General features: G+C 67.5%; 18 protein-coding genes and 1 riboswitch. Of the genes, 7 read left to right on the top strand and 11 right to left on the bottom strand.

Translation table 11 applies throughout. The features are described from left to right. Nucleotide 1: 1 nt before the first annotated feature. The 4 genes from ASD15_RS25955 to ASD15_RS25940 form a co-directional block, all read right to left on the bottom strand. Nucleotides 2-2,866, bottom strand: a complete 2,865-nt coding sequence (locus ASD15_RS25955) for a type VI secretion system Vgr family protein (RefSeq protein WP_057157926.1) — start codon at nucleotides 2,864-2,866, stop codon at nucleotides 2-4. An 80-nt stretch (nucleotides 2,867-2,946) separates the two neighbouring features. Continuing rightward, nucleotides 2,947-4,509 carry an FGGY-family carbohydrate kinase gene (locus ASD15_RS25950; protein WP_057157925.1) on the bottom strand — a complete coding sequence of 521 codons (1,563 nt, stop codon included), beginning with the start codon at nucleotides 4,507-4,509 and terminating at the stop codon, nucleotides 2,947-2,949. 2 nt (nucleotides 4,510-4,511) lie between these two features. After that, nucleotides 4,512-6,284 (bottom strand): glycerol-3-phosphate dehydrogenase/oxidase, encoded by a 1,773-nt coding sequence (locus tag ASD15_RS25945; RefSeq protein WP_082552154.1) that lies wholly within the window; start codon nucleotides 6,282-6,284, stop codon nucleotides 4,512-4,514. After that, entirely contained in the window at nucleotides 6,281-7,885 is a 1,605-nt protein-coding gene (locus ASD15_RS25940) for an FAD-binding oxidoreductase (RefSeq protein WP_057157924.1), read from the bottom strand. Before ASD15_RS25940 ends, ASD15_RS25945 begins: the two co-directional genes overlap by 4 nt. A 90-nt stretch (nucleotides 7,886-7,975) precedes the next feature. Here ASD15_RS25940 and ASD15_RS25935 point away from each other — a divergent pair, with 90 nt between their 5' ends. Continuing rightward, complete coding sequence (locus tag ASD15_RS25935; RefSeq protein ID WP_057157923.1) at nucleotides 7,976-9,004, top strand: AraC family transcriptional regulator; 1,029 nt, start codon at nucleotides 7,976-7,978, stop codon at nucleotides 9,002-9,004. Here the strand turns inward: ASD15_RS25935 and ASD15_RS25930 are convergent. From ASD15_RS25930 to ASD15_RS25920, 3 genes are all read right to left on the bottom strand, one after another. Beyond that, nucleotides 9,001-9,456: a hypothetical protein gene (locus ASD15_RS25930; RefSeq protein ID WP_229418338.1), complete on the bottom strand. Its 456-nt coding sequence runs from the start codon at nucleotides 9,454-9,456 to the stop codon at nucleotides 9,001-9,003. The genes ASD15_RS25935 and ASD15_RS25930 overlap by 4 nt on opposite strands. A gap of 61 nt (nucleotides 9,457-9,517) precedes the next feature. Next, nucleotides 9,518-10,045, bottom strand: a complete 528-nt coding sequence (locus ASD15_RS25925; protein WP_057157921.1) for an SRPBCC family protein — start codon at nucleotides 10,043-10,045, stop codon at nucleotides 9,518-9,520. 113 nt (nucleotides 10,046-10,158) lie between these two features. Then, nucleotides 10,159-11,619 carry a cytochrome P450 gene (locus tag ASD15_RS25920; RefSeq protein ID WP_229418337.1) on the bottom strand — a complete coding sequence of 487 codons (1,461 nt, stop codon included), beginning with the start codon at nucleotides 11,617-11,619 and terminating at the stop codon, nucleotides 10,159-10,161. Between the two features lie 64 nt (nucleotides 11,620-11,683). Between ASD15_RS25920 and ASD15_RS25915 the strand changes: the two genes are divergently transcribed. Continuing rightward, nucleotides 11,684-12,073, top strand: a complete 390-nt coding sequence (locus ASD15_RS25915) for a VOC family protein (protein WP_057157920.1) — start codon at nucleotides 11,684-11,686, stop codon at nucleotides 12,071-12,073. Between the two features lies 1 nt (nucleotide 12,074). Here ASD15_RS25915 and ASD15_RS25910 read toward each other — a convergent pair whose 3' ends face one another. The 3 genes from ASD15_RS25910 to ASD15_RS25900 all read right to left on the bottom strand — a co-directional run bounded on the left by ASD15_RS25910 (nucleotide 12,075) and on the right by ASD15_RS25900 (nucleotide 18,022). Continuing rightward, the gene (locus ASD15_RS25910) at nucleotides 12,075-12,275 is read right to left on the bottom strand and encodes a hypothetical protein (RefSeq protein WP_057157919.1); all 201 of its coding nucleotides are present in this window, start codon (nucleotides 12,273-12,275) and stop codon (nucleotides 12,075-12,077) included. A 70-nt stretch (nucleotides 12,276-12,345) separates the two neighbouring features. Continuing rightward, nucleotides 12,346-15,192, bottom strand: a complete 2,847-nt coding sequence (locus ASD15_RS25905) for a pitrilysin family protein (protein ID WP_057157918.1) — start codon at nucleotides 15,190-15,192, stop codon at nucleotides 12,346-12,348. Between the two features lie 19 nt (nucleotides 15,193-15,211). After that, nucleotides 15,212-18,022 (bottom strand): pitrilysin family protein, encoded by a 2,811-nt coding sequence (locus tag ASD15_RS25900; protein WP_057157917.1) that lies wholly within the window; start codon nucleotides 18,020-18,022, stop codon nucleotides 15,212-15,214. Between the two features lie 94 nt (nucleotides 18,023-18,116). Beyond that, a riboswitch (FMN riboswitch) is annotated at nucleotides 18,117-18,259 on the top strand. 101 nt (nucleotides 18,260-18,360) lie between these two features. Between ASD15_RS25900 and ribB the strand changes: the two genes are divergently transcribed. Next, nucleotides 18,361-19,023, top strand: coding sequence for a 3,4-dihydroxy-2-butanone-4-phosphate synthase (ribB, locus tag ASD15_RS25895; RefSeq protein ID WP_057157916.1), 663 nt, complete (start codon nucleotides 18,361-18,363; stop codon nucleotides 19,021-19,023). Nucleotides 19,024-19,095: 72 nt separating this feature from the next. On the opposite strand, the gene ASD15_RS25890 is transcribed toward ribB, so the two are convergent. Then, nucleotides 19,096-20,505, bottom strand: a complete 1,410-nt coding sequence (locus ASD15_RS25890) for an MFS transporter (protein WP_082552153.1) — start codon at nucleotides 20,503-20,505, stop codon at nucleotides 19,096-19,098. A 105-nt stretch (nucleotides 20,506-20,610) separates the two neighbouring features. On the opposite strand from ASD15_RS25890, the gene ASD15_RS25885 reads away from it, so the two are divergent. The 4 genes from ASD15_RS25885 to ASD15_RS25870 are packed head-to-tail and all read left to right on the top strand — an operon-like array spanning nucleotide 20,611 to nucleotide 23,941. Beyond that, nucleotides 20,611-21,477, top strand: a complete 867-nt coding sequence (locus ASD15_RS25885; RefSeq protein ID WP_057157915.1) for a LysR family transcriptional regulator — start codon at nucleotides 20,611-20,613, stop codon at nucleotides 21,475-21,477. A 22-nt stretch (nucleotides 21,478-21,499) separates the two neighbouring features. Continuing rightward, nucleotides 21,500-22,297, top strand: a complete 798-nt coding sequence (locus ASD15_RS25880; RefSeq protein WP_057157914.1) for an ABC transporter permease — start codon at nucleotides 21,500-21,502, stop codon at nucleotides 22,295-22,297. Between the two features lie 13 nt (nucleotides 22,298-22,310). Continuing rightward, a complete protein-coding gene (locus ASD15_RS25875) occupies nucleotides 22,311-23,264 on the top strand; it encodes an MlaD family protein (protein WP_057157913.1) in 954 nt (317 codons plus the stop codon). Beyond that, entirely contained in the window at nucleotides 23,261-23,941 is a 681-nt protein-coding gene (locus ASD15_RS25870) for a hypothetical protein (RefSeq protein WP_307188308.1), read from the top strand. Before ASD15_RS25875 ends, ASD15_RS25870 begins: the two co-directional genes overlap by 4 nt. Nucleotides 23,942-23,998 lie beyond the last annotated feature (57 nt).

Raw genomic sequence — 23,998 nt, 5'->3', positions numbered from 1 at the left:
TTCATACCATCGCTAATGCAGTGCCAGATTTCAGAGCCTTCAGCAGGCATTCGATACACACAGGCTCGCTGCTCGGCAATTTGGGCAGAGGGTAGTCTCCCCTTCCCGGACCGTTGAAGCTCTTTTTTCCCGCGTGTATGACGATCTTCCCGGGCGCCTGAACCGTGATGTTGCCGCCATCGATGGTGATGTTGGCGCCGCCGGCAGTAGACAGCGTGATGCGCTTGGCCGCAGCCCAATCCACATGCGCGCCGACGCTGGTGAGCTGGATGCCATCGCGCGCCTGCACCTTCAAAATGTCCGCCTGCGCCTGCACGTCGATCGCGTCCTTGGCTGCGATCAGCTGCATGCCGAGGCCGCCCTCGCCCGCCGCCACCGCGCCCCCCAGCACGCCGATGGCTTGCTGGCTGTGCACGCGCAGTTGGCCGCCGGTGGTGAACTGCGTGTCGGCGCCGCTCATCACGGTGGCGGTCTCGCCGTTGGCGAGTTGCAGGTCTTGGCCCGCCGTCACGCCCAGCCCGGCCTTGGCGGAGATGGCGATCACCGCGTCCGTGCTGTGGGGCAGTTTGCTGTCGGCGGGGGCGATGGATTTGTCGGCAGCGTCGGCCTTGGCGGCGCCGAGCGCGTCGTTCGCCACCATGCCGGAGACGGCGGTGAGCATGGCGGGCAGCGGCGCCGCCTTGTCGTCCAGCGTGCTGGATGCCGCCTTGGCGGCGCCAATGTGGCTGGCCAACGCCACGGTCTCGTGCTTTTTGGCCGCTTCACTGAAGGTTTCGCCCAGCTTGGCCGCCTGCTTCATCAGCGCGATGCCGGCGGCGTTGTCGCCCACCGGCTCACGCGCGCCGGCCGCGTGGGACAGGCCGTAGCTGCTCACCAGCAGGCCCGCGCCGGCGCGCACGGCGCCGTAGGCGTCGGTGCGCAGTTCGGCGCCCTGGCCGCGCAGGCTGCCACGGTAGTTGTCCGCGTTGTGCAGCAGGTGGCCCAGCGTCAGTTCGGTGGCCGCGTGGCTGCTTTTGAGCTGGACGCGGCCTTGCGCGTCGGTGTCATCGAATAGCAGCTGGTTGTAGCCGCTGCCGCCGAACTCCTTGCTGCGCACGCCCCACTGCGCGGCGTTGCTGCGATGGCCAGCCGTGTCGGCCGAGGCGCCGTGCCACAGCGGGCTGTTGCCGCCGGCCAGGTTGCCCTGGCCGGACACCGCATGGTCATGCGCCTTGCCGAAGGGCTGCGCTGCATTGCCCTGCTCCGGCTGGCCGGCCGGCGTGCGCGCCACGCCGCCTTCGCCCTGGCCGTTGTACAGCGCGCCGACGATGATGGGACGGTCGATGTCGTTTTCCAGAAACTGTACCAGTACTTCCTGGCCGATGCGCGGCAGGAACTGGCTGCCCATGCCGCCGCCGGCCGAGCGCTGCGCCACGCGCACCCAGCAGGTGGCGTCGCCGCTGTCCTGCCAGTGGAAGCGGATGCGCACGCGGCCCAGGCGGTCGCAGTGGATCTCGTCCACGCCGTTGGGGCTGTCGCTGCCGTCGAGCCCGACCACGATGGCGCTTTGCGCGCCGCCGGCGGTGGGACGCGGGTGGCTGCACCCGCCGCTGCCCGACAGCAGCGGGCGCCATGGCAGCTCGTTGGCGATGGCGTCAAAGCTGTTGGCGTAGCCGCTGCCGATCGCTTGCGCGATCGTCTGCGCGTAGTCGCCAGCATCTTCCGGCGGCACCGCTTCGAGCAGCAGTTCGGGAATGGGGCCAAACAGTTCGGCCAGCGCCTGCACGGCGGGCAGCGGCAGGTTGTTCACGCCCACGCTGCGCACGCGCAGCACGGTGTAGACGGGAACGGCGTCCCCAGTTGGCGCACCGCTTCGCAGCGGGCCTTGCGTCACGGCGACGCAACTGCCCGCGCGCAGAGTGCGCACGGTGGAGCGGCCGCGCCAGGGCTGGCTGCGCGCTTCGCGGGCCTGCATCTGCAAGTCGGCGTAGCGCTGCGCCTGGGCGCCGCTGGCGTAGTGGTACTGGCCGGGCGCGTCGTAGTTTTCCAGCGCCAGCAGCCCTGCCGTTTTCAGGCGCGACATGGCGCTGGCGCCTACGGCGCGCTTGGCCTTGTAGTCGTAGCTGAGCAAGGTGGTGAGGGAGACGCAGGCCGCGCGGCTGGCCTGGAGCGACTGGATCGTGTCCTGCTGCTCGCCCACGCGGGCGCCGTGGAAGCGGATGCCGCCGCAGGCTTCGCTGCTGGCGTCTTCCGGCACGGCGCAGCGCTGGCTACTGTCGGCAAACAGCACCATCTGCGCGCCATCGTCATCCTGTTCGAAGCGCCAAGCCAGGCCTTCCTCCGCCAGCAGGCGTTCGATGAAGGCCAGGTCGCTTTCGCGGTACTGGCAGCAGTAGCTGCGCGGGACGGCGTCGGCCATAAAGGGCGCGGCTTCGTCGCTCCAGCGCCAGCGCCAGCGCGCCAGAGGCTGGTAGGCGCTGAACACCTCGTCGACGATCTCGAGCACACTCCTGTCCTGCCACACGCGGCTGTTGCGCACCTGCCCCAGGCGCCACACCCAGTGCGTGAGCCGCAGCCGGTAGCGGGCGAAGCCGCCGTTGCTGCCTAGCGCGGCCATTTGCGTCACGTCGCCGCTGAAGCGGGTGCGGGTGCCGTCGGCCAGGCTCAGTTCCAGGGTCGCGGACCGGCCCAGCAGGGATGCAGCCTGCAGATGGGCGTCGGTGGACAGCACGATCACGTCGCGCGGGCCGGTGCCTTGCAGTTCGTCGTCGGCGGCAAAGGCCTCGACCAGCAGATCCGGTCCATCCTCCAGCACCAGGGCGTAAAGACGGGTTTCACTTGAGTATTGCGCCAGCGCGGCGGAGATTTGCGCAATTGCAGCTTGCATGTTTCATTGAGAAATTATTGAATATTTGGCAATTTACTATATTCAACAATTTCTTGCCGCACATTTGACGCGTGCGCGCGCTACAGTGCTTCAGGGTAGCCCGTGATGTCGGCGATCTCCTGGTACATCGGCTGCAGGCGCTTGTACATTTTCAGATAAACGCGCTGATACAGCTGCTCGTAGGTCTTGCGGTTGGCCTCGACCGGGTGGAATACGCGGCCAGGGCGCGTCATGGCCTTGATGGCGGCGGCGAAGTCGGCGTGCAGGCCTAGGCCGGCGGCGGCGCAGATGGCGGCGCCCAGCCCGGAGGTTTCGTACAGGTGGGCGCGCGCGGCGGGCAGGCCGAAGATGTCGGCCGAGAGCTGCATGGCCGCGTCGCTTTGCGAGCCGCCGCCGGCGACGCGCAATTCCGTCACCGGCACGCCGCTGCGCTTCTGGATGCGCTCCATGCCTTCGCGCAGCGCATAGGCCAGGCCTTCCAGTATCGCCCGGTACATATGGGCGCGCGTGTGGACGTCGCCGAAACCGATCATGGCACCCTTCGCTTCCGGCCCCGGCACCTTGATGCCGGGGCTCCAGTATGGCTGCAGCATCAGGCCCATGGAGCCGGGCGGCACGGCGTTCACCAGCTTGTCGAACAGCGCTTCGGGCGGCGTGCCCTTCTCGGTGGCGGTGGCTTGTTCCAGGTGGCCGAACTGCTCCTTGAACCAGTTCACCATCCAGTAGCCACGGAAGATCTGCACTTCGGTGCTGTAGGCGCCCGGCACCGCCGACGGGTACGGCGGGATGAAGGGCGTCACTTCGATGTACTTGGTGTTGGTGGTGTTGATGGTGGCGGTGGTACCGAAGCTGAGGCAGCCGATGTGCGGTTCCAGGCAGCCGGCGCCGATCACTTCGCAGGCCTTGTCGGCAGCGGCGGCCACCAAGGGCGTGCCTTCCGGGATACCGGTGGCCAGCGCGGCTTCGGCCGTGATGGCGCCGATCACCGTGCCCGGCCGCACCAGCTCCGGCAGCATTTCGCGCCGCACCGCCAGTGCCTGCCATTTCCAGTCGCGCGCGCCGGCCCACTTGTGGCCTTTGTAGTCGAACGGCAGGTAGGCCACCTGCGAGCCGATGGAGTCGACAAAGCGGCCGCACAGGCGGAAATTCAGGTAGCCGGACAGCAGCAGCACCTTGCTGGTCTGCGCCCAGATGTCCGGCTGGTGGGCGGCGATCCAGTTCACTTCCGCTTCGCGCCGGAAGTAGTTGATGGTGCCTTCCACGCGCGCCAGCTTGAAGGCGGCCTTCCACAGCGGGCCGATGGGCGGCACGGTATCGGTACGGCGCTGGTCCAGCCAGGTGATGGCGGGCCGCAGCGGCTTGCCATCCCTGTCCACGTTGATGACCGTGCCGCGCTGGGTGGTGACGGCTACGCCTTTCACGTCGGCGCGGTCGATGCCGGATTCTTGCCACAGGCGCTGGCAGGCGATGCTGACGGCGTTCCAGTAGCCGTCGGCCTTGTGCTCGGCCCAGCCGGGGTGGTCCGAGTAGTAGGGCTGGAGATGGACTTGCGCTTTGGCGGCGAGGTTGCCGTCCAGGTCGAACAGCAGGGCGCGCACGCTTTGTGTGCCGTTGTCGATGGAGAGGGTGTAGGGACCGGACATGTTTATGCGGGCAAGCTGTAGTGAGTTTTCCATAATGCCAGATAGGCGACCTGCTCGGCATCCCAGCGGTGGTCGCTCCAGCCCAGTTCCTGCTGGCAGATGGCGCGTACGCGCGGCAGGATCTCCACGCCGCCGCCGCGCAGCTGCAGGCCGATCCGCAGGCGGCGCAGCAGCAGGTCTTCCAGGTGCTGCACGGCTTCGTGCCGCGCGGCCCAGCGCAGCTGCGCCCAGATGCTGGCGGTGCCGGGTATGAGGGCGAGTTCACCGGGCTGCGCATCCGGAGAGTCGTCCGGCTCGCCCCGGCGCGCGCATGCCAGCAGCGCAGCGGCCTGGGCGCCGTAGCGGCCTTGCAGGCGCTGGGCCTGGCCTGCGGGGAGGCTGTGGCCATGGCCGAAGCCATAACCGTGGCTGAGCGCCGGGGGTGGTGCGAAGATGGGCTGCGGCGAGAAGTCCGCTTGCCAGGCAGGCAGCATGGCTGCCGCCTCACGCAAGGCGTCCAGCGCGATCACGCGGAAGGTGGTGAGCTTGCCGCCGGTGACGGTCAGCAGGCCGTCTTCCAGCCACAACGCGTGCTCGCGGGTTTCTTTCGACGGGTCGGCCTGGCCGCTGTCGATCACGGGGCGCACACCGGCGTAGGTGGCGAGGATGTCGGCTTCCTGCAGATCGAGCTGGGAGAACTGGCTGCGCAAGGCGGCCATCAGGTAGTCGACTTCGCTGCGCGTGATGGCGGCTTCGAACTTCATGTCGCCGCGGTGGTCGACATCGGTAGTGCCGACCAGCGTGACGCCCTCCCAAGGGAAAGCGAACACGGGACGTCCGTCGGCCGGATGCATCAGGCTCACGGCCTGCGCCAGCGGCAAGCGCCATGCGGGGAGGACCAGGTGGCTGCCGCGCAGCGGACGCAAGCGCCGACCTGCGCCGCCCTGGGCTCCGGGTTGCGCGCCGCATGGCGTCCGCAGCGCGTCGGCCCATGCGCCGGTTGCGCTGATGACGACGCGCGCCCTGACCTCGTGCTCGGCGCCGCCGATCTCGTCGCGCAACCTGGCACCGCGCACGCGGCCGGCCGCTGCCCCGGCGCCGGCTCCACGCGGGCTGCCATCGCCACAATGGATGGCGTCGCCGCGCAGCAGCGTTTGCACGGACAGGTAGTTGAACGCCGTGCCGCCCAGCGCCTGTGCTTCCTGCAGCACGCGCATCACCAGGCGGGCGTCGTCGGTCTTGGCGTCGGTATAGCACATACCGCCTTGCAGGCCTTCGCTGCTGATGTTGGGCGCCAGCGCCAGGAATTCGTCGCGCGGATAGTAGTGGCGGGCGCGCTGGCCCGCCATGTGGTCGTAGATGGCCAGGCCGGCCAGAAAAGTGCGGCGGCCGGGCTTGCGGCCGGCGTAATCGCCGAATGCAAAGCTTTGCGGCTCCACCAGGCCGGCCGCTTCCCGCAGCAGGCTTTCGCGCTCGTGCACGGATTCGCGCGTCAACGCGAACTTGCCTTCTTTCAGGTAGCGCAAGCCGCCGTGCACCAGCTTGGACGAGCGGCTGGACGTGCCCCAGGCGAAGTCGCGCTGCTCCACCAGCAGCGCTTTCAGGCCGCGACGCGATGCTTCCAGCAGGATGCCCGCGCCGGTGATGCCACCGCCGACGATCAGCAAGTCCCAGTCGCGCGCCAGCAATCCGGCCAGCGCGGCGCGGCCACCTGGCCGCCAATGGCCGGCTTCCCCGGCGCCGCCAGCGTCGTCCACGACGCCATCGGCCCCGCCGCGAGGGGCGGCGCCAGTCATGTCTGCGCCTTCGGCAGCAGCTTGCCGGGGTTCATGATGCCCTGCGGGTCGAAATGGCGGAAGATGGCTTGCATGGCCGCGATTCCCGCCGCGCCCTTCTCCTCAGCGAGATACGGCGCATGGTCGCTGCCGACGCCGTGCTGGTGGCTGATGGTGCCGCCGCAGTCGACGATGGCGTGGCTGACGGCCTGCTTGAGCGAGCGCCAGCGCGCCAGGTCCTCGTCATAGTCGCCCGCCAGCCGGTACACGAAGGTGCTGTACACGCTGGCGCCCTGTGCGTACAGGTGCGACAGGTGCGTATACGCGTGCACCTGCTCGCCGTGCCCGGCAAGCGCCTCGGCAGCGGCAGCTTCCACCGCGCGCATGGTGGGTTCCACCAGCGGCCAGTCCACCGCCGTTTCCACCGTATCGATCACATAGCCGTGCTCCCACGCCGCATTGCGCAGGTAGACATTGCGGAAGCGGTTCTGCTTCCACTTGTCGCCCATCTTGCGGCCAACGTGCACCCCGCCGTGCCGGCGCGCCATGCGCAGCGCCGCAGAGATGGCGGCGCGCGCCTGGGGCTTGGCGCCGCTGGCGCCCAGCATCAGCATGCACTTGCCTTCCTTGCAGCCGCGCAGCGACAGCCAGCCTTCCAGCAGTCCGATCAACCTCTTGTGGCCGGCCAGCGCCAGCATGGTGGTGGTTTCCAGCGCGTTCGACAGCCGCAGCATGGACAAGCCCAGCCTGGCCTGCGCCAGCTCGCGCACCGCCGTCTCGGCGTGCGTCCAGTCGGCAAAAAACACCGCATGGAAGGCCTCATATTCGGGCAGCGGCGACACCCGCACCACCGCCTCGGTCAGGATGCCGATGCGGCCCTCGGAGCCGAGCACGATTTCGCGCAGGTCGGTGCCGGCGGCCGACGCCGGGAAAGTGGGAATCTCCAGCCGCCCCACCGGCGTTTCCAAGGAGCCGCCGGCGAACATCTGCTCGATGCGCCCGTAGCGCAGCGATTGCTGGCCGGACGAGCGCGTGACGACCCAGCCACCCAGCGTGGAATACTCGAACGACTGCGGGAAGTGGCCCAGCGTGTAGCCGTGCGCGCGCAGCTGCGCTTCCAGGTCGGGGCCGTACACGCCTGCCCCGAAGGTGGCCAGTTGCGAAGCGCGGTCCAGGTGCGCCATGCGGCACAGCCGGGTGAGGTTCACGGCCAGCGTGGGCTGCGCGCCCTCGCCCGCCGTCAAGTGGCCGGCCACGCTGGTGCCGCCGCCGTGCGGCACCACCGCCACGTTGTAGCGCTGCGCGTACTGCAGCAGTTCGCGCACCTGCTCCGGGCTTTCCGGATACGCCACGCCGTCCGGCGCCGTGCCGATGCGGCCGTAGCGCAGCTTGAGCCAGTCCGGCAGGCTCTGGCCCAGCGCGTTGCGCAGCCGGACCGGCGCGCTGGTGTCGATCAGCTGGTGACAAGGCAGGCGCGAGGGCGCCAGCGTGGCGCAGGCCTGCTCGAAAGTGGCGTCCTGCCGGCCCTTGCCGGCGCCGATGCGCTGCGCCAGGAAAGCCAGCGCATCGGCCTCCAACGCGAAGTTGACCGCATCGTCGCCCCAGCCGTTCCAACGTCTCATCGTTTCTTTTCTCCGCTTGCTATACTGGCGCACCTGGCCAAAATGATGACTAGAGAATAAGACCAAACCAGACCCCGGTATTGCGCTTTCATGACAAACGCCTTGTTCGATCATGCCAACCACGGCCGCGTGGCCGGCTCCTACCTGCAGCCCTTGCTGGAGGCTGCGGCAGCGCGCGGCGTGACGCCGCAGGCGCTCGAGCAGGCCGCCGGCCTGGCGCCCGGCGCGCTGGCGCCGCTGCCGGAATCCCTGCAGGCGGCGGACTACGTGCGCCTGCTGGACCTGGCCGCCGCGCTGGCGCACGATCCGCACTTCGGCCTGCACGTGGGCGAGCGGGTGAAGCTGGGCACCTACAGCGTGTATGGGTTGATCCTGCTCAGCTGCCGCGATTTCGGCCACGCCTTCGAGCAGACCATACGCTACGAGCAGCTGGCGCACGACCTGGGACGTTCCAGCCTGCAGGTTGAAGACGGACTGGCGCGCTACACCTGGCACAGCCGCTTTCCCGGCGCCACGCGGCACCTGGCCGACAGCGTGTTCGCCGGCATCCGCGTGTTCGGCAACTGGCTGGCGGGCGCGCCGCTGCCGCCGGCCCGGCTCGAGCTGGTGCATGGTTGCGAGCCTGCGCTGCAGGCAGAGTACCTGCGCGTGTTCGGCGACATGCCGCAATTCGGCGCGGACGCCAACCGCGCCACGTTCGACGCGCAGCTGCTGGTGTGGCCGGTGCCGAACGCGGACGTGAGCATGTATCCGGTGCTGCAGCAGCACGCGGAGCAGCTGCTCAAGCAGCGCGCGCAGGCGGACGCCGGCATCGCTGCGCAGGTGCGGGCGGCCATTGTGCGCGGGCTGTCGCGGGGGCAGGTGCGGCTGGCGTCGATTGCGGAAGAACTGGGGCTGTCGCCGCGCACCTTGCAGCGCAAGCTGAGCGAGGCCGGCGTGAATTTCCAGCAGGTGCTGGACCAGACGCGCTTCGCGCTGGCCAGGGACTATTTGCGGCAGCCGGGCTTGAGCCTGGTCGATATCGCCTTCCTGCTCGGCTATCAGGAGCAGAGCGCGTTCAACCACGCGTTCCGGGAGTGGGCCGGCGTGAATCCGGGCGCCTGGCGCGGGCAGCGCTAGGTTTCTTCGCCGCGCACGCGCACGAACGGGCCGAGGCAGGCGTCCATGCTGGCCTCCAGGCACATCAGGAACATATTGCCGGTATGGTGGAACAGGATGAAGCTGGCCACCGTGCGCCCCACTTCCGTGACCTGGCCGGAACAATCGAGCTTGCCGTTGTCTTTGACGATCTTGTCGGAGGTCTTGTAGAAGCCGTTCTTGTCGGGCTGGTCGTCGATGACGAATTCGGTCTCGGCCACTTCGGCCGCGCTGGTGATCAGCGCCGTGCCGTCGGCGCGCATGCGGTACATTTCCTGGCAGGAGCCGTCCGGCAGCACGAAGCGCCAGACGCCCACGATGGGATGGTCGGCCCGCACCGGAGCGGCCTTGCCGGCTGCCGCGCAGCACAGGATGCAGGCGGCGAACATCAGCTGCAACACCCGGCTCGGGATACACATCGGGAACTTCCGCATGGCGAACCTCCGCATTGGGCGTTGGATGCGTCCAGTATATCCCGGCCGGGCGAACCGCGTTTTACTTCTCCGCCGCCGCCTTCATGCTGGCCAGGCCCTTCTCGAAGTCCGGGCCCACCATCTTGTCCATGCTGACGAACACGCCCATCAGCTTGGTGATGAAGGCGCTCGGGCCGGACATGCTCCACGTCACCGTGGTGCTGTCGCCCTGCGGCGCCAGCGTGAACACGGTGGTGTTGTGCGACTCGAACGGTTTCAGGAAGTCGAGCTTGATGTCGATCTTGCCGGGCGGTGTGGCGCCGGTAATCTCCATGCGGCCCGCGCCCACCTGGTCGTTGCCTTCCCAGCCGTAGACGGCGCCCACGCCGCTTTGCGGTCCGCTGAAGGTACGCACCATTTTCGGGTCCAGGTGCTCCCACGGCGACCAGGCGCTCCAGTTGTGGAAGTCGCTGATCAAGGGATAGATCTTCTCCGGCGCCGCCTTGATGGTGGTGCTGCGCGTGACGGTGAAGGTGTTGGGCTGGGCCAGCGCCAGGCCTAGAATGATGACGATGATGGCAGTGATGCCGATAGCGATTTTTTTAAGCATGGGGTCTCCTGCTGCAATGGTTTTTTTAGGTCCGGCTGTTGCCGAAGACGCAAGCCTAGCATGATTTTTTGGCTACGTTGCCAAAAAACATGATCCGCTCCCCAAGCGTCCCGTCAAGCGCCGCGTACGCGCAACAACAGTGGCAAGGCGCTCGGCGTCATCGTGAACGTGAAGCACTCTTCCACCGGCGGTGCGCCCGGCCGCAGCGTGAAATCGAAGTTATGCAGGATCATCGACATCGCCATCTTGATCTCGGCCATGGCCAGGTAGCGGCCCGGACAGAAACGCGGCCCGCCGCCGAAGGGCATCAGCTTGCGCGCCGGGTCGGAAGCGGCGTCCGCCCCGTGCTCCGCGCCTGCCAGCCAGCGCCCGGGCAAGAAGGCCTCCGGCTGCGCAAAGCCGCCGGCGCGCTGGGCCGCCTGCCGCAGCATCAGGAAGATCACCGTGCCGGCAGGGATCTGGACGCCGCCCACCTGCGTCGGCACGTTGGCCTCGGCCGCCATAAACGGCGCCACCGGCTTCAGGCGCATGGCTTCGCGCGTGGCCGCATCCAGGTAGTCCATCCGCTCCAGCAGTTGCGGGTCGCGCGCCACCGCCTCCCCTCCCAGCAGGCGGTCCGCCTCTTCGGCCGCCAGCGCCACGGCGGCGGGCGACTGCGGCAGCAGGTTGAGCAGCCAGGCCACCGTGTTCGAGGTGGTGTCCTCGCCCGCGAACACCATGGTGATGGCGTTGCCGATCACCACGCTGTCGCTGAAGCCGGAATCGGCCTCGTCGCGCGCAGCCACCAGCGCTTCGAGCATATTGGACGGCTTGCCGCGCAAGCACGGATCGGCTGCCATGCGGGCGCGGGCCTGGGCGATGAACCCTCCGATGGCCGCGTGGATGCGCGCCGCGGCGGCGTCGGCCTCCCGGTCCACCGGCAGCTTGAACACCTTCCAGTATTCAACCGGCGTGGTGAGGCGGCGCGCCACGCGCTTGAAGCAGAATTCGATATCGCGCTGCAGCGGGTTGTCCTCGTGCTCCAGCGTATTGATGTCCTGTCCCATGGCCAGGCCGACGGTCACGTCCAGCGTGTAAGCCTTCAGGTCGCGCAGCACGTCCACTTCGCGCCCGGCGGCCAGCGCGGCCCTCCAGCGCAGGCACAGGCGCTCGGTCATCATGGCCAGCGTGGGGAAGAAGCGGTGCACCACTTCCGGCGTCAGCGCGCGCATGGCCAGCTTGCGCTGGCGGCGCCATTCCTCGCCCTCGGCGGTAAACAAGCCGCGCGTGCCGGCGTCTTCCAGCATGCGCGCGGTGCGCGAGGAGCGGCGGTAGGTGTCAGGACGGTCGCGCAGGATGGCGGCGATGGCGTCGCGGTCCGACACCACAACGAAGCTGCGTTTCATCATGGTGAAACGAAAGATGGGGCCGAACTCGCGCGCCCAGTCTTCCATGTTGCGATGGAAGCGGCCGGGCTGGATCTGGCGCAGATTGCCCAGCAGCGGCGCGCCTTGCGGTCCGGGCAGTTCCGCTATGCTGCGCGGCGCGTCGCCGCGTCCCGCTTGATCCAGCGCCATGCTGCTCTTGTCGGCCATGTCTCGTCCCGATTGGCGGTTAATCTGTTATATTTTACGCCACATTTTAAAAAAAGGAACGCCTATGTTGTCGCATGTGTTTATCGGGGTGACGGAGTTCGAGCGCGCCCACGCGTTCTATGCCGCGCTGATGGATGAGCTGGGACTGGTGCGCAAATTCAGGGATGACAGCCGGCCCTGGGCGGGCTGGATGGCGGCGGATGCGCCGCGGCCGCTGTTCGTGATCGGCAAACCCTACGAGGGCGAGGCCAGTTGCGGCAACGGCCAGATGGTGGCGCTGCTGGCGCCGTCGCGCGCGGCGGTGGACCGCGCCTACGCCAGTGCGCTGGCGCATGGCGGCAGCTGCGCCGGGCAGCCCGGCTTGCGGCCGCACTACCATCCGAATTACTACGGCGCCTACTTCCGCGACCTGGACGGCAACAAACTGGGCGTTTGCTGCCACCACGAGGAGTAAATCAGGCCAGCGCTTCCTTGGCCGCTTCCTCCGGCGTCAGGCCGTCATAGAACTGGTCGGTGAACCACTCGATCTGCTCCTCGATGTGCTCCTGGGCCTGCTCCACGGTGGCGCCGCCCTGCACCAGGAAACCTTCCACTTCGATGCACCAGTGGATCAGCGCCAGGGTTTCTTCGTCCAGCTCTTCTTTTTTCTTTGCCATGCTTGCTACGCCTTCACTGTGTCATTAATCGTCCAGCCCACAGTGTACAGTGTAGCAGCACGGACCTGCCCTACTGCGCTTGCTTCGCCGCCACTTGCTCCTTCGGCTCCGGGTACAGCACCAGCTGCAGGTAGTTCTCCTTGTCGAAGTAGCGCCTGGCCGCTGCCTGCAGGTCGGCCGGCTTGATGCCCGCCACGCGCTGCTCGTACTTCAGGAAAGCGGCGGCCGGGTCGGTGCCGTTCAGCGCGGCACCCTGCAGGCGGCTCAGCCAGTAGCCATTCTCGCGCAACGCCTTGCGGTGGCTGGTGTTCCAGTTCTGCTTGACCTTGTCCAGGTCCGCCGCATCCGGTCCTTCGTCCTGCATCTTGCGGATCAGTTCCATGGTGGCGGCGATCACCTTGTCCACGTTCTCCGGCGCGCACGGCAGCGCGGTCTGGATCTGGTAGGCGCCGTAGGGACGCTTGCTCAGGCCGCCGCTGATCTGGCCGCCGTAGATCACCGCCATCTTCTCGCGCAGTGTTTCGATCAGCTTGATGTTCAGCACTTCCAGCATGGCCTGCATGTGCATCTGCGCCTCTTCCGAGTACTTCGCCTCGCCGGTAAACACCAGCGCCACCCGGCTCTTCGGCTCGGACCCCTTGTACACCTCCTTCTTCACCACGCCCTTCACCGGGCGGATGCCCTGGTCCCGGTAATCGACCGGAATGGACGGCGTGGGCAGGCTGGCCAGGTAGGTGGCCAGCAGCGGCTTGATCTTCGCCACCTCGAAGCTGCCCACCAGGTAGAAGGTGAAGCCCCTGGCACTGGCGAAGCGCTCCTTGTAGATTTCCATCACGCGGTCCAGCCGGATCTGGTCGAAGTCCTCCACGCGCGGCGCGCGCGGCGCCAGCGGATGGTTGTTGTACAGGGTCGCCGTGAGCGTATCGCCGAACACCGCTTCGGGCATCAGCAAGGCATTGCGCGCCATTTCGCGCTGCTTGCCGATGAAGGACGCGAACAGCGCCTCGTCCTTGCGCGGCTGGGTGAATTCCAGGTGCGCCAGCTGCAACATGGTTTCCACGTCGTTGCTGCCGGAGCCGCCGCGCAAGCCTTCGGTCAGCGTGCTGATCGACGCGCCCGACGAGGCGGTCTTGCCGGCCAGGATCTTCTGCATGTCGGTGGGCGAGTAATTCAGCAAGCCCATCTGGCCGACGATGGTGCTGGCGTAGCGCGCGTTGAACATGTCCTTGGCGTCATACAGCGACTGGCCGCCGAAGCGGTGCGCGCTCATCAGCACCTGGTCGTTCTTGAAGTCGGTCGGTTTCAGCACCACCTTCACGCCGTTGCTCAGCGTCAGTTCGGTCAGGCCCAGCGCCTTGTTGACGGTCTCCTTGACGATGCTGCCTGCCCTGGGCGGCTTGTCCATCAGGCTGGTGGCGTACACCTTCTCGTCCTGCGCCTTCACCGCCACCATCTCGGCCGCGTTCACCGCCGCCAGCAACTGCTCGCCTTTCGGCGCCGGCTGCTCGGCCTTGTCGTTGCCCAAGTAGACCACCAGCTTGTGCTGGTCGGCGGGCAGCAGCTTGCGCGCGGCGGCGTTGACCTCCTCCAAGGTCACGCCCGGCACCAGCTCGTTGGTGTAGGCGTACTCGTTGACGATGCCCGGCATCGATTCGTTGACCAGGAAGTTGCGCATGAACTCGGCCGCGAAAGCCGCCGATTCGGACTTGTCGCGTTCGTTGTACAGGCGCTCGACCTGGCGCAGCATGCCCTTCTTGATGCGCTCCAGCTCCGACGCGGTAAAGCCGAACTGGCGCGCGCGCTCGCTCTCCTGCACCAGCGCGCTGATGGCCGGCTGCGGGCCGCCCTTGCCCAGCACGGCCAGCGCGCTGAAGGACTTGTAGCCGTGCGCCACCTTGCCCACTGTGCCGCCGCCCTGGATGAAGGGCGGCTCGGCCTGCTGCGTGAGCTCGTTCATGCGCTGGCCCAGCATGGCCATGACCATGCCCTCGACCAGCTTGCGGCGGTAGCCGGCAAAGTCGGTTTCCTCCTGGTACGGCTCGATGGCGTAGCGGATGTACAGCATATTGGCCGGCGACTCCTTGTCCAGGAACACCAGCGACTCGGAATAGGCGCGCGAAGGAATCGGCGCATAGCTGCGCGGGCGCGGCTGCTCGGGGTTTTTCAGGCCGCCGAAGTGGCTGTGCACCAGTTTCTCCGCCTCCGCCGGGTCGATGTCGCCCACCACGATCACCGCCATCAGGTCCGGGCGGTACCAGTCCTTGTAGAAGCGCTTGATGGCTTCCGGCTTGAAGTTCTTCAGCGTCTCTTCCTGGCCGATAGGCAGGCGGTCGGCATAGCGCGAGCCGTTGAACAGCTTGGGCATCAGCACCTTGTTCATGCGGTCGCCGAAGCCTTTGCCGATGCGCATTTCCTCCAGCACGATGCCGCGTTCGCTGTCGATGTCGGCGTCGTTCAGCGACAGGCCGCCGGCCCAGTCCTGCAGCACCTTGAAGCCGGTATGGATGTTCTCCTTCTTCGCCGTGGGGATGGGCAGCATGTAGACGGTTTCGTCGAAGCTGGTGTAGGCGTTCAGGTCGGCGCCGAATTTCACGCCGATCGACTGCAGGTAGGAAACCAGCTCGTGGCGCTTGAAATTGGTGGAACCGTTGAAGGCCATGTGCTCGGTGAAGTGCGCCAGGCCGCGCTGGTCGTCGTCTTCCAGGATGGAGCCGGCCTTGACCACCAGGCGCAGTTCCAGCTTCTGTTCCGGCTTGGCGTTTTTCTTGATGTAGTAAGTGAGGCCGTTGGGCAGTTTGCCCACCTTCACGTCCGGCGCCATCGGCAGCTGGGCCGACGGATGGATCTCGGCCTGCGCCAGCAGCGCGTAGCCGAGCAACACGGTGGCGCACAGGATGCGTATTTTTACAGCTGTCATGGTGTCTGGTTCCTCTTCTTCACTTCGGTTCCGGGTGCAGCACTGCCTGCACATAGTTGTCGAACTTGATGTAGCGCCGGGCCGCCTCCTGCAGCTCGGCCGGCGTGAGCGCCGCAATGCGCTGCTCCTCGCGCAGCAGCAGCCCGGGGTCGCCGCCGTCGGCATAGGCAGCCTGCAAGCCCGCCAGCCAGTAGCTGTTTTCCTGCAGCGCCCGGCGGTAGGTGTTGCTCCAGTTGGCCTTCACCTTGGCCAGGTCGGCCGGGTCCGGCCCCTGCGCCTGCATCTTCTTGAGCACGTCCATGGTGGCCGCAATGACCTGGGGCACGCTGCCGGATGCGCACGGCAGGTTGGCGCTAAACAGCACGCGGCCGTAAGGCAGCTTGTTCATGCGGCCGCTGAAGCTGCCCGAATAGAGCAAGCCCTTGTCCTCGCGCAGCACTTCCACCAGCTTAATGTTGAGCAATTCCCCCAGCGCACGCACGCGCAGGGCTTCGTCCTCCGAGTACGGCGCCTCGCTGGCAAAGCGCAGGCTGACCCGGCTTTTCAGCTCGGCGCCGCGGTACATATCGGTCTTGATCACGCCTGCAGCCGGGCGCATGCCCCGGTCGCGCATGGCGGTGGCGATGTCGGGCACCGGCAGGCTGCCCAGGTAGGCCGCCAGCAGCGGCTTGAGCTTGGCCACCTCGAAGCTGCCCACCAGCACAAAAGTGAAGTCCTTGGCGCTGGAAAACCGCTCCTGGTAAATCTCCGCCACCCGCTCCAGCTTGAGCTTGTCGTAGTCGGCCGGCAGCATCAGGCGCGGCAGCAGCGGATGGTCGTTGTAGATGGCGCCGGCCACCCTGTCGCCGAACACGGCATCGGAACTGGCGGCCCGGGCGCGCGCCCCTTCGCGCTGTTTCGCGATCAAGGAAGCGAACAGCTTGTCATCCTTGCGCGGGCGCGTGAAGCGCAGATGCACCAGCTGCAGCATGGTTTCCACCTCCGCCGTGGCGGCGCTGGCGTTGACGTTCTCGTACAGCTCGTTGATCTCGACGTTGGCCTGCACGGTTTTTCCGGCGAGCACCTTGGCCAGTTCGATCGGCGCGTAATCCAGCAAGCCCATCTGCGACACGAGGCCGCTGGCCAGCCGCGCACTGTTCAGGTCGGCTGCGTCGTACAGCGATTGCCCGCCTTGCCGGAAGCCGCCCAGCAGGACCTGGTTGTTCTTGAAGGCGGTCGGCCTGAGCACCACCCGCACGCCGTTTTCCAGCGTCAGCTCGGTGGTGCCCAGCGCCGCGTCGACGCGTTCCTTGACGATGGCGCCCGGCTTGGGCGGCGCCTCCATCAGGCTGGCGCCATACACTTTCTCCACCAGCGGCTGCAGCGGCGCCGCTTCGGCCGCGGCGGCGGCGGCCAGCAGCGCGGAGCGCGAGGGCGCGCGCACATCCGCGCGGGCGCCGCCACGGTAGACCAGCAGCTTGTGCTGGCCGGACTGCACCGCCTCGCGCACGGCCTGGTTCACTTCGTCCAGCGCAATGGCTGGCAGCAACTCCCTCTGGAGCTCGACCTCATAGACCGGGCCCGGGATCGGTTCGCCCAGCAGGAAGTTGCGCACCAGAGCGCCGACCAGGGTGGACGAGTCGCCCGTGGCGCGCTCCTGGTAGCGGCTCTCGGCGGCGTTCAGGACGCTCTTTTTGGCGCGATCCAGTTCGGCCGCAGTGAAGCCGTGGCGGCGCGCGCGCTCGCTTTCCTGCACCAGCGCGGTCACCGCCGGCTCGGCGCCGCCCTTGCCCAGCACCGCCGTCGACTGGAAGGCCCGGTAGCCGGGCGCCGAAGCGGCCTTGACGCTGGCGGCCCGGACGAAGGGCGGATTGGCGCCCTGCGACAGCTCCGCCAGGCGCAGCGCCAGCATGGCGGTATACAGCCGTTCAATGAGGTGGGCCCGGTAGTCGGCCACCGTGCTGTCCGGGCGGCGCTGCTCGGCCGGATAGAAAATCGTCACCGTGTCCGACGCGATCTCCCTGAAACGCTGCACCAGCGCCTCGGAAGCCGTGTACGGCGGCAGGTCCACGTAGTTGCGGGCGCGGGGAGCAGCCGGCCCCTTGAGTTTGCCGAAGTGCTTGTGCACCAGCTGCTCGGCCTCGGCCGGCTCGATGTCGCCGACCACCACCACCGCCATCAGGTCGGGCCGGTACCAGTCCCGGTAGAAGCGCCTGACGGCGTCCGGCGTGAATTTTTTCAGCGACTCTTCGGTGCCGATGGGCATGCGCTCGGCGTAGCGGGCGCCGTTGTACTGCTTGGCGTACAAGGCCTGCATGGCGCCGGTGCCGCCGCGCAGGCGCAGTTCCTCCAGCACGATGTCGCGCTCGCGCTCGATGTCGGCGTCATTGAACGCCACCCCGTGCGCCCAGTCCTCCAGCACCAGGAAGCCCTGCTCCAGGTTTTCCTTCTTGTCGATCGGCAGCGGCAGCGTGTAGACCGTCTCGTCGAAGCTGGTGTACGCGTTGAGGTCGGCGCCGAACTTCACGCCGATCGACTGCAGGTAGGAGACCAGCGCGTGGCGCTTGAAATTGGTGGAACCGTTGAAGGCCATGTGCTCGGTGAAGTGCGCCAGGCCGCGCTGGTCGTCATCCTCCAGCATGGAGCCGGCCTTGACCACCAGGCGCAGTTCCAGCCGCTGTGCCGGCCTGGCGTTCTGCTTGATGTAATACGTGAGGCCATTGGGCAGCCTGCCCACCTTGACGTCGGCCGCCACCGGCAACGGCGCGTTCAGATTGGGGGCGGCATGCGCCAGCAGCGAGCAGCTGAGCAGGACAACAACCGTCGCGGTACGCAGTTTCAAAAGTCTCATGCTTATCAGGATGCTATTGAATATGTTGCCACAATACACGAAGTTTGACAATTTCCGCTACAATCCTCAGGCCTCATTTTAGAGGCAACAACCAATACGTCTTCGGGGCGGGGTGAAATTCCCCACCGGCGGTAAAACCGGCAACGGTCAAGCCCGCGAGCGCTTGCTCACGCAAGGTCAGCAGATCTGGTGCAATTCCAGGGCCGACGGTCATAGTCCGGATGAAAGAAGATGTGCGCTGCAACGCGGCTTCCCGCTCGAGCGATCGAGACGGGCAGCCGCGCGTCGTCGCTTGCCCTGATGCGTTTTTCGCCCAACTTATGCGAGGAGCGTTTCACATGTCAGTAACTCAAGAAGCAAACCAGTTCTCCCTCTTCAGTCCCGATCTGGAAGGCCGCATCCAGTCTGCGCTGGCGGCCATGCGCGCCGGCGTGCCCGTCATCCTGCTCGACGATTTCGACCGCGAGAACGAAGCGGACCTGATCGTGGCCGCCGACAGGCTCACCGTGGAAACCATGGCGCTGATGATCCGCGAATGCAGCGGCATCGTCTGCCTGTGCCTGACGGCCGACAAGGTGCGCGAACTGGAATTGCCGCCCATGGCGCCGGACAACGGCAGCCGCTATGGCACGCCGTTTACGGTGTCGATCGAAGCGCGGCACGGCGTCACCACCGGGGTGTCGGCGGCCGACCGCGTAAGCACCATCCGCGCCGCCACCGCCACCGGCGCCAGGCCGGAAGACGTGGTGCGGCCCGGCCACGTGTTCCCGCTGCGCGCCACGCCGGGCGGCGTGCTGGCGCGCAAAGGCCACACCGAAGGCTCGGTGGACCTGGCCATCATGGCGGGCCTGAAGCCATCGGCCGTGCTGTGCGAGCTGATGAACCCGGACGGCACCATGATGCGCGGCGAGGACATCGAACGGTTCGCCGAACTGCACGGCATGCCCATCCTAACCATCGCCGAGATGATCGAATGGCGCACTAAAACCGAAGCAGCCTGAGCCGCATTCCGCCAACTTCGGGGTCTGACCCCGAAGGTGCAAAAATGCGGCACAGTTCGCTTGTGCGGAGTTTCAACGAGGCAAGTGGACGTGGCGGTGCACCAGCGTGCCTGCCAGCGCAAACGCCACGGCCGCCACGCCGAAGGCTACCGGCAGCCGCGCGCCCCACTCGGGCAGCGCGTGGATCACGGTGCCCATCAGCGCCACGCCCACCAGTGCACCGATCTGGCGGTTGGCGTTCAGCGCCGCGGCGGCGCTGTTCGAATATGCCTTGCCGGCCACCTGCATCACCGTGGCGGTCATGGCCGGAATCGCAATCCCTACCGCCACATTCATCAGCACGATCACCGTGAGCATCAGCGCCAGCGGCATGGACGGCATGCGCCACGCCAGCGCCAGCAGCACCGCCGCCATGGCGGCGCCCACGGCCAGCCCGCCTAGCAACGGCAGGCGCAGGCCGGTCCGCGCGGAGAGGCGGCCGGACGAGAAATTGCCTATCGTGAAGGCGGCCATCATCGGCAGCAGCGTGTAGCCGGTGTGCAGCGCATCGGCGCCGCGCGCCTGAATGTACAGGCTGAGCAGGAACAGCTGCCCGAACACCGCGAAATTGATCAGCAAGCCGGTGGCATTGGCGGCCGCGAAGCTGCCGTTGCCCAGCAGGGCGCGCGGCAAGATGGGATGGGCGATACGCCGCTCGCGCCGCACCAGTACCGCCGCAAACACCACGGTGGCCGCCAGCCCCGCCAGCAGCGGCGCCGACGTCCAGCCCAGCACCGGGCCTTCGATCAGCACGAAACTCAATCCGGCCAGCGCCAGCACGCCCAGGCCATGGCTGAGCAGCGACAGCGGCCTTGGCTGCGGCCGCACCGCCGGGATCAGCCGGTACGCCAGCGCCATGCCAAGCAAGCCCAGCGGCACATTCACCCAGAACACGCTGCGCCAGCCGAATTCGTGCACCAGGATGCCGCCCGCCAGCGGGCCGATGGCCGACGAGGCGCCCACCATGGCCGACCAGGTGCCCACCATGCGGGCGCGTACCTTGTCGTCCTCGAAGGTGTGGCTGAGCAGGCTGAGCGAGTTGGGCAGAAACAGCGCGGCGCCGGCGCCCTGCAGCAGGCGCGCCGCCGTCAGCGCGCCGCCGCCGGGAGCGATGGCGCACAGGACCGAGCCGGCCAGGAACACGCCCAGGCCGGCAATGTAGGCGCTGCGCGCGCCCATGCGGTCGCCCAGCGCGCCGCCGGCCAGCAGCAGGGCCGCGAAGGTCAGCGTGTAGCCGTCCACCACCCACACCAGGCCCGACACCGGCACCGACAGGTCGCGCGCGATGTCCGACAGCGCGGTGTTGACGGCCGTCAAGTCCACCATCGCCATCACGAAACCGATGGCCAGGGTCAGCAGGGTCAGGTTGCCCGCCTGCGGGGCGCTTTGTACCGCCGCGCCGCCAGCCGGGGCGGCAATACCAGCACATGAATCATTTGCCATAAGAAGCTCCTCTACCTATTGCCCGCATCGTAGGCCGCTTGCGCAATGCAGTAAACACGCATAACATCGGCACCCTGATGCAAAAATGCATTTCACGGAGCCGCCATGGACTGGGACAACGCCCGCATCTTCCTCGCCATCCACCGCGCCGGCACGCTGCGCGGCGCGGCGGCGCAACTCGACATCGACCAGGCCACGGTGGGCCGGCGACTGGCGGCCATGGAGCAGTCGCTCAACGCCAAGCTGTTCCTGCGCACGCCCGGCGGCTACGTGGCCACGCCGGCCGGCGACCTGGCCGCCAGCGCCGCCGAACAGATGGAAACCGCCGCCGACCGGCTGCAGCGCGAAATGCAGGGCATCGACCACCGCCTGTCCGGCACCATCCGCGTGGCCACCTCCGACACCATGGCGGCCCACTTCGTCATCGACGCCATGCAGCGCCTGCACGTGCGCCATCCGGACATCCGCATCGTGCTAAGCGCCTCGACCCAGCTCTCCAGCCTCACCCGGCGCGAAGCCGACCTGGCCATCCGCACCGTGCGGCCGGACAGCCCGGACCTGATCTCGCGCCACCTCACCCGCCGCACGCTGGGCCTGTACGCGTCCAAGGCCTACCTCAAGCAGCACGGCATGCCCACGCCGGGCAACGCGCTGGCCGGGCACGACATCGTGATCTACCAGCACAGCGTGGCGCCGCGCCATGCGGAAAAGCTGTGTGGCGAGCCGGTGGCCAACGCGCGCGTGGCGATGGAAGTCAACACCGGCCTGATATTGCACGAAGCCGTGAAAGCCGGCCTGGGCATAGGCGAGCTGGCCACCCATATTGCCGCCACCACGCCCGAGCTCGTGCGCATCTGGCCCGAGCGCGAACAGAGCTATGAGGTGTACCTGGTGATGCACAGCGACCTGAATCGCACCGCCCGGGTGCGCGCGGCGGCGGACGCCATCATTGAATCGTTCCCATCCCGATAGCACAGAATGCTAAGATGCCAAGATGAGTACACAGGCATCGTTTTTCTCCCCGCTGCGCGAGTTGCAGCGCTGGGCCATGGACTGGATCGCCAGCTGGTGGCAGTTGCTGCACTTCAGCGTGCTGGTTGCCACGCTCGCCCTTGCCCCGTCCAGCTATAATGCCCGCCACCGTCCCGCGCTGGCGCGCCAGCTGGTGCTGGGCAGCGCGCCGCACCTGCCGTGGTTCACGCTGGTGTCCGCGCTGATCAGCATCGTCATCATCCGCATCGTCGTCGTCACTTCGCAGAGCTATGGCCTGTCGCGCTATGCGCTGGAGATGGTGGTACGGGTGCTGGTGCTGGAGCTGATCCCGCTCATCACCGCGCTGTTCGTGGCCCTGCGCAGCACCTTGCCGGCCGGCGTGGAGTTCGCGCAGATGCGCGCCGCATCCAAGGGCAAGAACGCGGTGACGGGCATGATAGGCTTGCGCGACGAGTTCTTCCCGCGCGCCGTGGCCGGCATGTTCTCGGTGTGGCTGCTGGGCGCGGTGAGCTGCGTGCTCACGCTGATCCTGGCCTACCTCACCATCTACGGCTTTACGCCGTACGCGCTGCAAGGCTACACGCGCGTGGTGGGGCAGATTTTCACGCCGCCGGTGGCACTGATCCTGGTGCTCAAGATTTTCTTCTTCAGCCTGGCCGTGGGCCTGATCCCGCTGGCATCGTCCTTCCATGCCGGCTCGTGGCGGCTGCGCCATGTGCATGGCCTGTCCGACATGGTGCGCATGTTCTCCGTGCTGCTGCTGATCGAAGCCGCCTCCCTGGTGGGCAACTATTATTGAACCCGGAACCGATATGACCGAACCGACCCTGGCTCCCGAAGCCTCCCCCGTCCGCAATGCCGAACTCAAAGCCGCCCTGCTGCTGCTGCTGATGTTCGTGCTGGTGGCCGGCACCGCCATCTACCTGCTGTATGCGCGCGGCGCGTTCGAGGCCACGCAAAGGCTGGTGCTGACGGCCGACGACTCGGAAGGCGTGAGCGTGGGCATGGACGTGACCTTCGCCGGCTTCCCCATCGGCCGCGTGCAGCGCATTGAACTGGGCAAGGATGCCAAGGCGCGCGTGCTGATCGACGTGCCGACCAAGGACGCGCACTGGCTGCGCACCAGCAGCATCTTCACCCTGGAACGCGGCCTGGTGGGCGGCGCCAAGCTGCGCGCCTTCAGCGGCATCCCGAACGATCCGCCCTTGCCCGACGGCGCGGTGCGCGAGATGCTGGTGGGCGACGTGGCGGCCGAGATCCCGCGCCTGCTGAACGCGGCCAAGGAACTGCTGCAGAACGTGACCAACCTCACCGCCGCCGACTCCGCACTGGGCGCCAGCCTGGAGAACGTGCGCGGCGTGACCGAACGCCTGAACGGCCCCGGGGGCGCCATGGGCTTTATCGCCGGCGAGGACAAGAAGGCGCAGGAGCTGCTGCGCAACGCCAATTCGCTGATCGTCAAGGCCGACAAGCTGGTGGGCAATGCGGACAGCCGCGTGTTCGGCAAGGATGGCGTGATGACCGACACGCAAGCGGCCGTGGTGCAGATGAATGGCCTGCTGTCGGACGCGCGCACCAGCCTGAAGAAACTGGACGCGGTGCTGGCCGAGGCGCAGGCCGTCGGCGCGAACGCCCGCGTGGCCACGCAGGACCTGGGCGCGCTGCGCGGCGACGTGGACGCCAACCTGCGCAAGATCGAGCAGCTGATCAACGAGATCAACCGCAAATGGCCGTTCAAACGCGATACGGAGATCAAGGTGCCATGAAGAAGATGATGAACCCGGCTGCCGGCGCCGCGCTGGCCGCCATGCTCGGCGCGCTGCTGCTGCTGTCCGGCTGCGGCAACAACCCGCCCGTGCCGGACTGGAAAATGAATGCGCACAGTTCGCTGGAGCGCGCCCAGTCGGCCTACCTGGCCGGCAAGGACAGCGTGGCCGACAGCGAATTCGCGCGGGCGCGCAGCCAGGTCGGCAGCACCGGCAACATCGAGCTGGCCATCCGCGTGGAGCTGGCGCGCTGCGCCACGCAGGTGGCCTCGCTGGTGCTGGACGATTGCCGCGGATTCCACAAGTATGCGCATGACGCGTCCGGCGCGGATATCGAGTATGCGGCCTATCTGGCCGGCACCCTGCCTCCGTCCGACGCGGGACGCTTGCCCGAACAGCATCGCGCGGTGGCAGGCGCCGCCAACGACGTAGCGGCCGGTGCCGCAGTGGCGGCGATCAAGGACCCGCTGTCGCGGCTGGTGGCGGCTGGCGCCGTGTTCCGCGCCAACCGCGCCACGCCGCAGGTGATCGCGGCGGCGGTCGAAACCGCGTCCGAGCAAGGCTGGCGCCGGCCGCTGCTGGCCTGGCTCAACGTCCAGGCCCTGCGCGCCGAGAACGCTGGCGACACGGCCGAAGCCGCGCGCCTGCGGCGGCGCATCGCGCTGGCTGCGGAATAAGCCGCGCCGGAGCCCGGCGGCTTACGGCGTGAACGCCCGATCCGCCCTACCCGTCGC

It is taken from the genome of Massilia sp. Root351 (assembly GCF_001425045.1).
Taxonomy (GTDB): domain Bacteria; phylum Pseudomonadota; class Gammaproteobacteria; order Burkholderiales; family Burkholderiaceae_D; genus Rugamonas.
The sequence above is the reverse complement of the archived record's forward strand: the minus strand, read 5'-3'. Positions and strand labels throughout refer to the sequence as shown.

What these genes read in the sequence shown, in the direction of transcription:
- ASD15_RS25905 (WP_057157918.1), bottom strand. Translation starts at nt 15,192, where the DNA reads ATGACAGCTGTAAAAATACGCATCCTGTGCGCCACCGTGTTGCTCGGC.
- ASD15_RS25950 (WP_057157925.1), bottom strand. Translation starts at nt 4,509, where the DNA reads ATGTCCGGTCCCTACACCCTCTCCATCGACAACGGCACACAAAGCGTG.
- ASD15_RS25880 (WP_057157914.1), top strand. Translation starts at nt 21,500, where the DNA reads ATGAGTACACAGGCATCGTTTTTCTCCCCGCTGCGCGAGTTGCAGCGC.
- ASD15_RS25910 (WP_057157919.1), bottom strand. Translation starts at nt 12,275, where the DNA reads ATGGCAAAGAAAAAAGAAGAGCTGGACGAAGAAACCCTGGCGCTGATC.
- ASD15_RS25930 (WP_229418338.1), bottom strand. Translation starts at nt 9,456, where the DNA reads ATGCGGAAGTTCCCGATGTGTATCCCGAGCCGGGTGTTGCAGCTGATG.
- ASD15_RS25890 (WP_082552153.1), bottom strand. Translation starts at nt 20,505, where the DNA reads ATGGCAAATGATTCATGTGCTGGTATTGCCGCCCCGGCTGGCGGCGCG.
- ASD15_RS25875 (WP_057157913.1), top strand. Translation starts at nt 22,311, where the DNA reads ATGACCGAACCGACCCTGGCTCCCGAAGCCTCCCCCGTCCGCAATGCC.
- ASD15_RS25900 (WP_057157917.1), bottom strand. Translation starts at nt 18,022, where the DNA reads ATGAGACTTTTGAAACTGCGTACCGCGACGGTTGTTGTCCTGCTCAGC.
- ribB (WP_057157916.1), top strand. Translation starts at nt 18,361, where the DNA reads ATGTCAGTAACTCAAGAAGCAAACCAGTTCTCCCTCTTCAGTCCCGAT.
- ASD15_RS25920 (WP_229418337.1), bottom strand. Translation starts at nt 11,619, where the DNA reads ATGGCCGACAAGAGCAGCATGGCGCTGGATCAAGCGGGACGCGGCGAC.
- ASD15_RS25870 (WP_307188308.1), top strand. Translation starts at nt 23,261, where the DNA reads ATGAAGAAGATGATGAACCCGGCTGCCGGCGCCGCGCTGGCCGCCATG.
- ASD15_RS25935 (WP_057157923.1), top strand. Translation starts at nt 7,976, where the DNA reads ATGACAAACGCCTTGTTCGATCATGCCAACCACGGCCGCGTGGCCGGC.
- ASD15_RS25925 (WP_057157921.1), bottom strand. Translation starts at nt 10,045, where the DNA reads ATGCTTAAAAAAATCGCTATCGGCATCACTGCCATCATCGTCATCATT.
- ASD15_RS25940 (WP_057157924.1), bottom strand. Translation starts at nt 7,885, where the DNA reads ATGAGACGTTGGAACGGCTGGGGCGACGATGCGGTCAACTTCGCGTTG.
- ASD15_RS25915 (WP_057157920.1), top strand. Translation starts at nt 11,684, where the DNA reads ATGTTGTCGCATGTGTTTATCGGGGTGACGGAGTTCGAGCGCGCCCAC.
- ASD15_RS25945 (WP_082552154.1), bottom strand. Translation starts at nt 6,284, where the DNA reads ATGACTGGCGCCGCCCCTCGCGGCGGGGCCGATGGCGTCGTGGACGAC.
- ASD15_RS25955 (WP_057157926.1), bottom strand. Translation starts at nt 2,866, where the DNA reads ATGCAAGCTGCAATTGCGCAAATCTCCGCCGCGCTGGCGCAATACTCA.
- ASD15_RS25885 (WP_057157915.1), top strand. Translation starts at nt 20,611, where the DNA reads ATGGACTGGGACAACGCCCGCATCTTCCTCGCCATCCACCGCGCCGGC.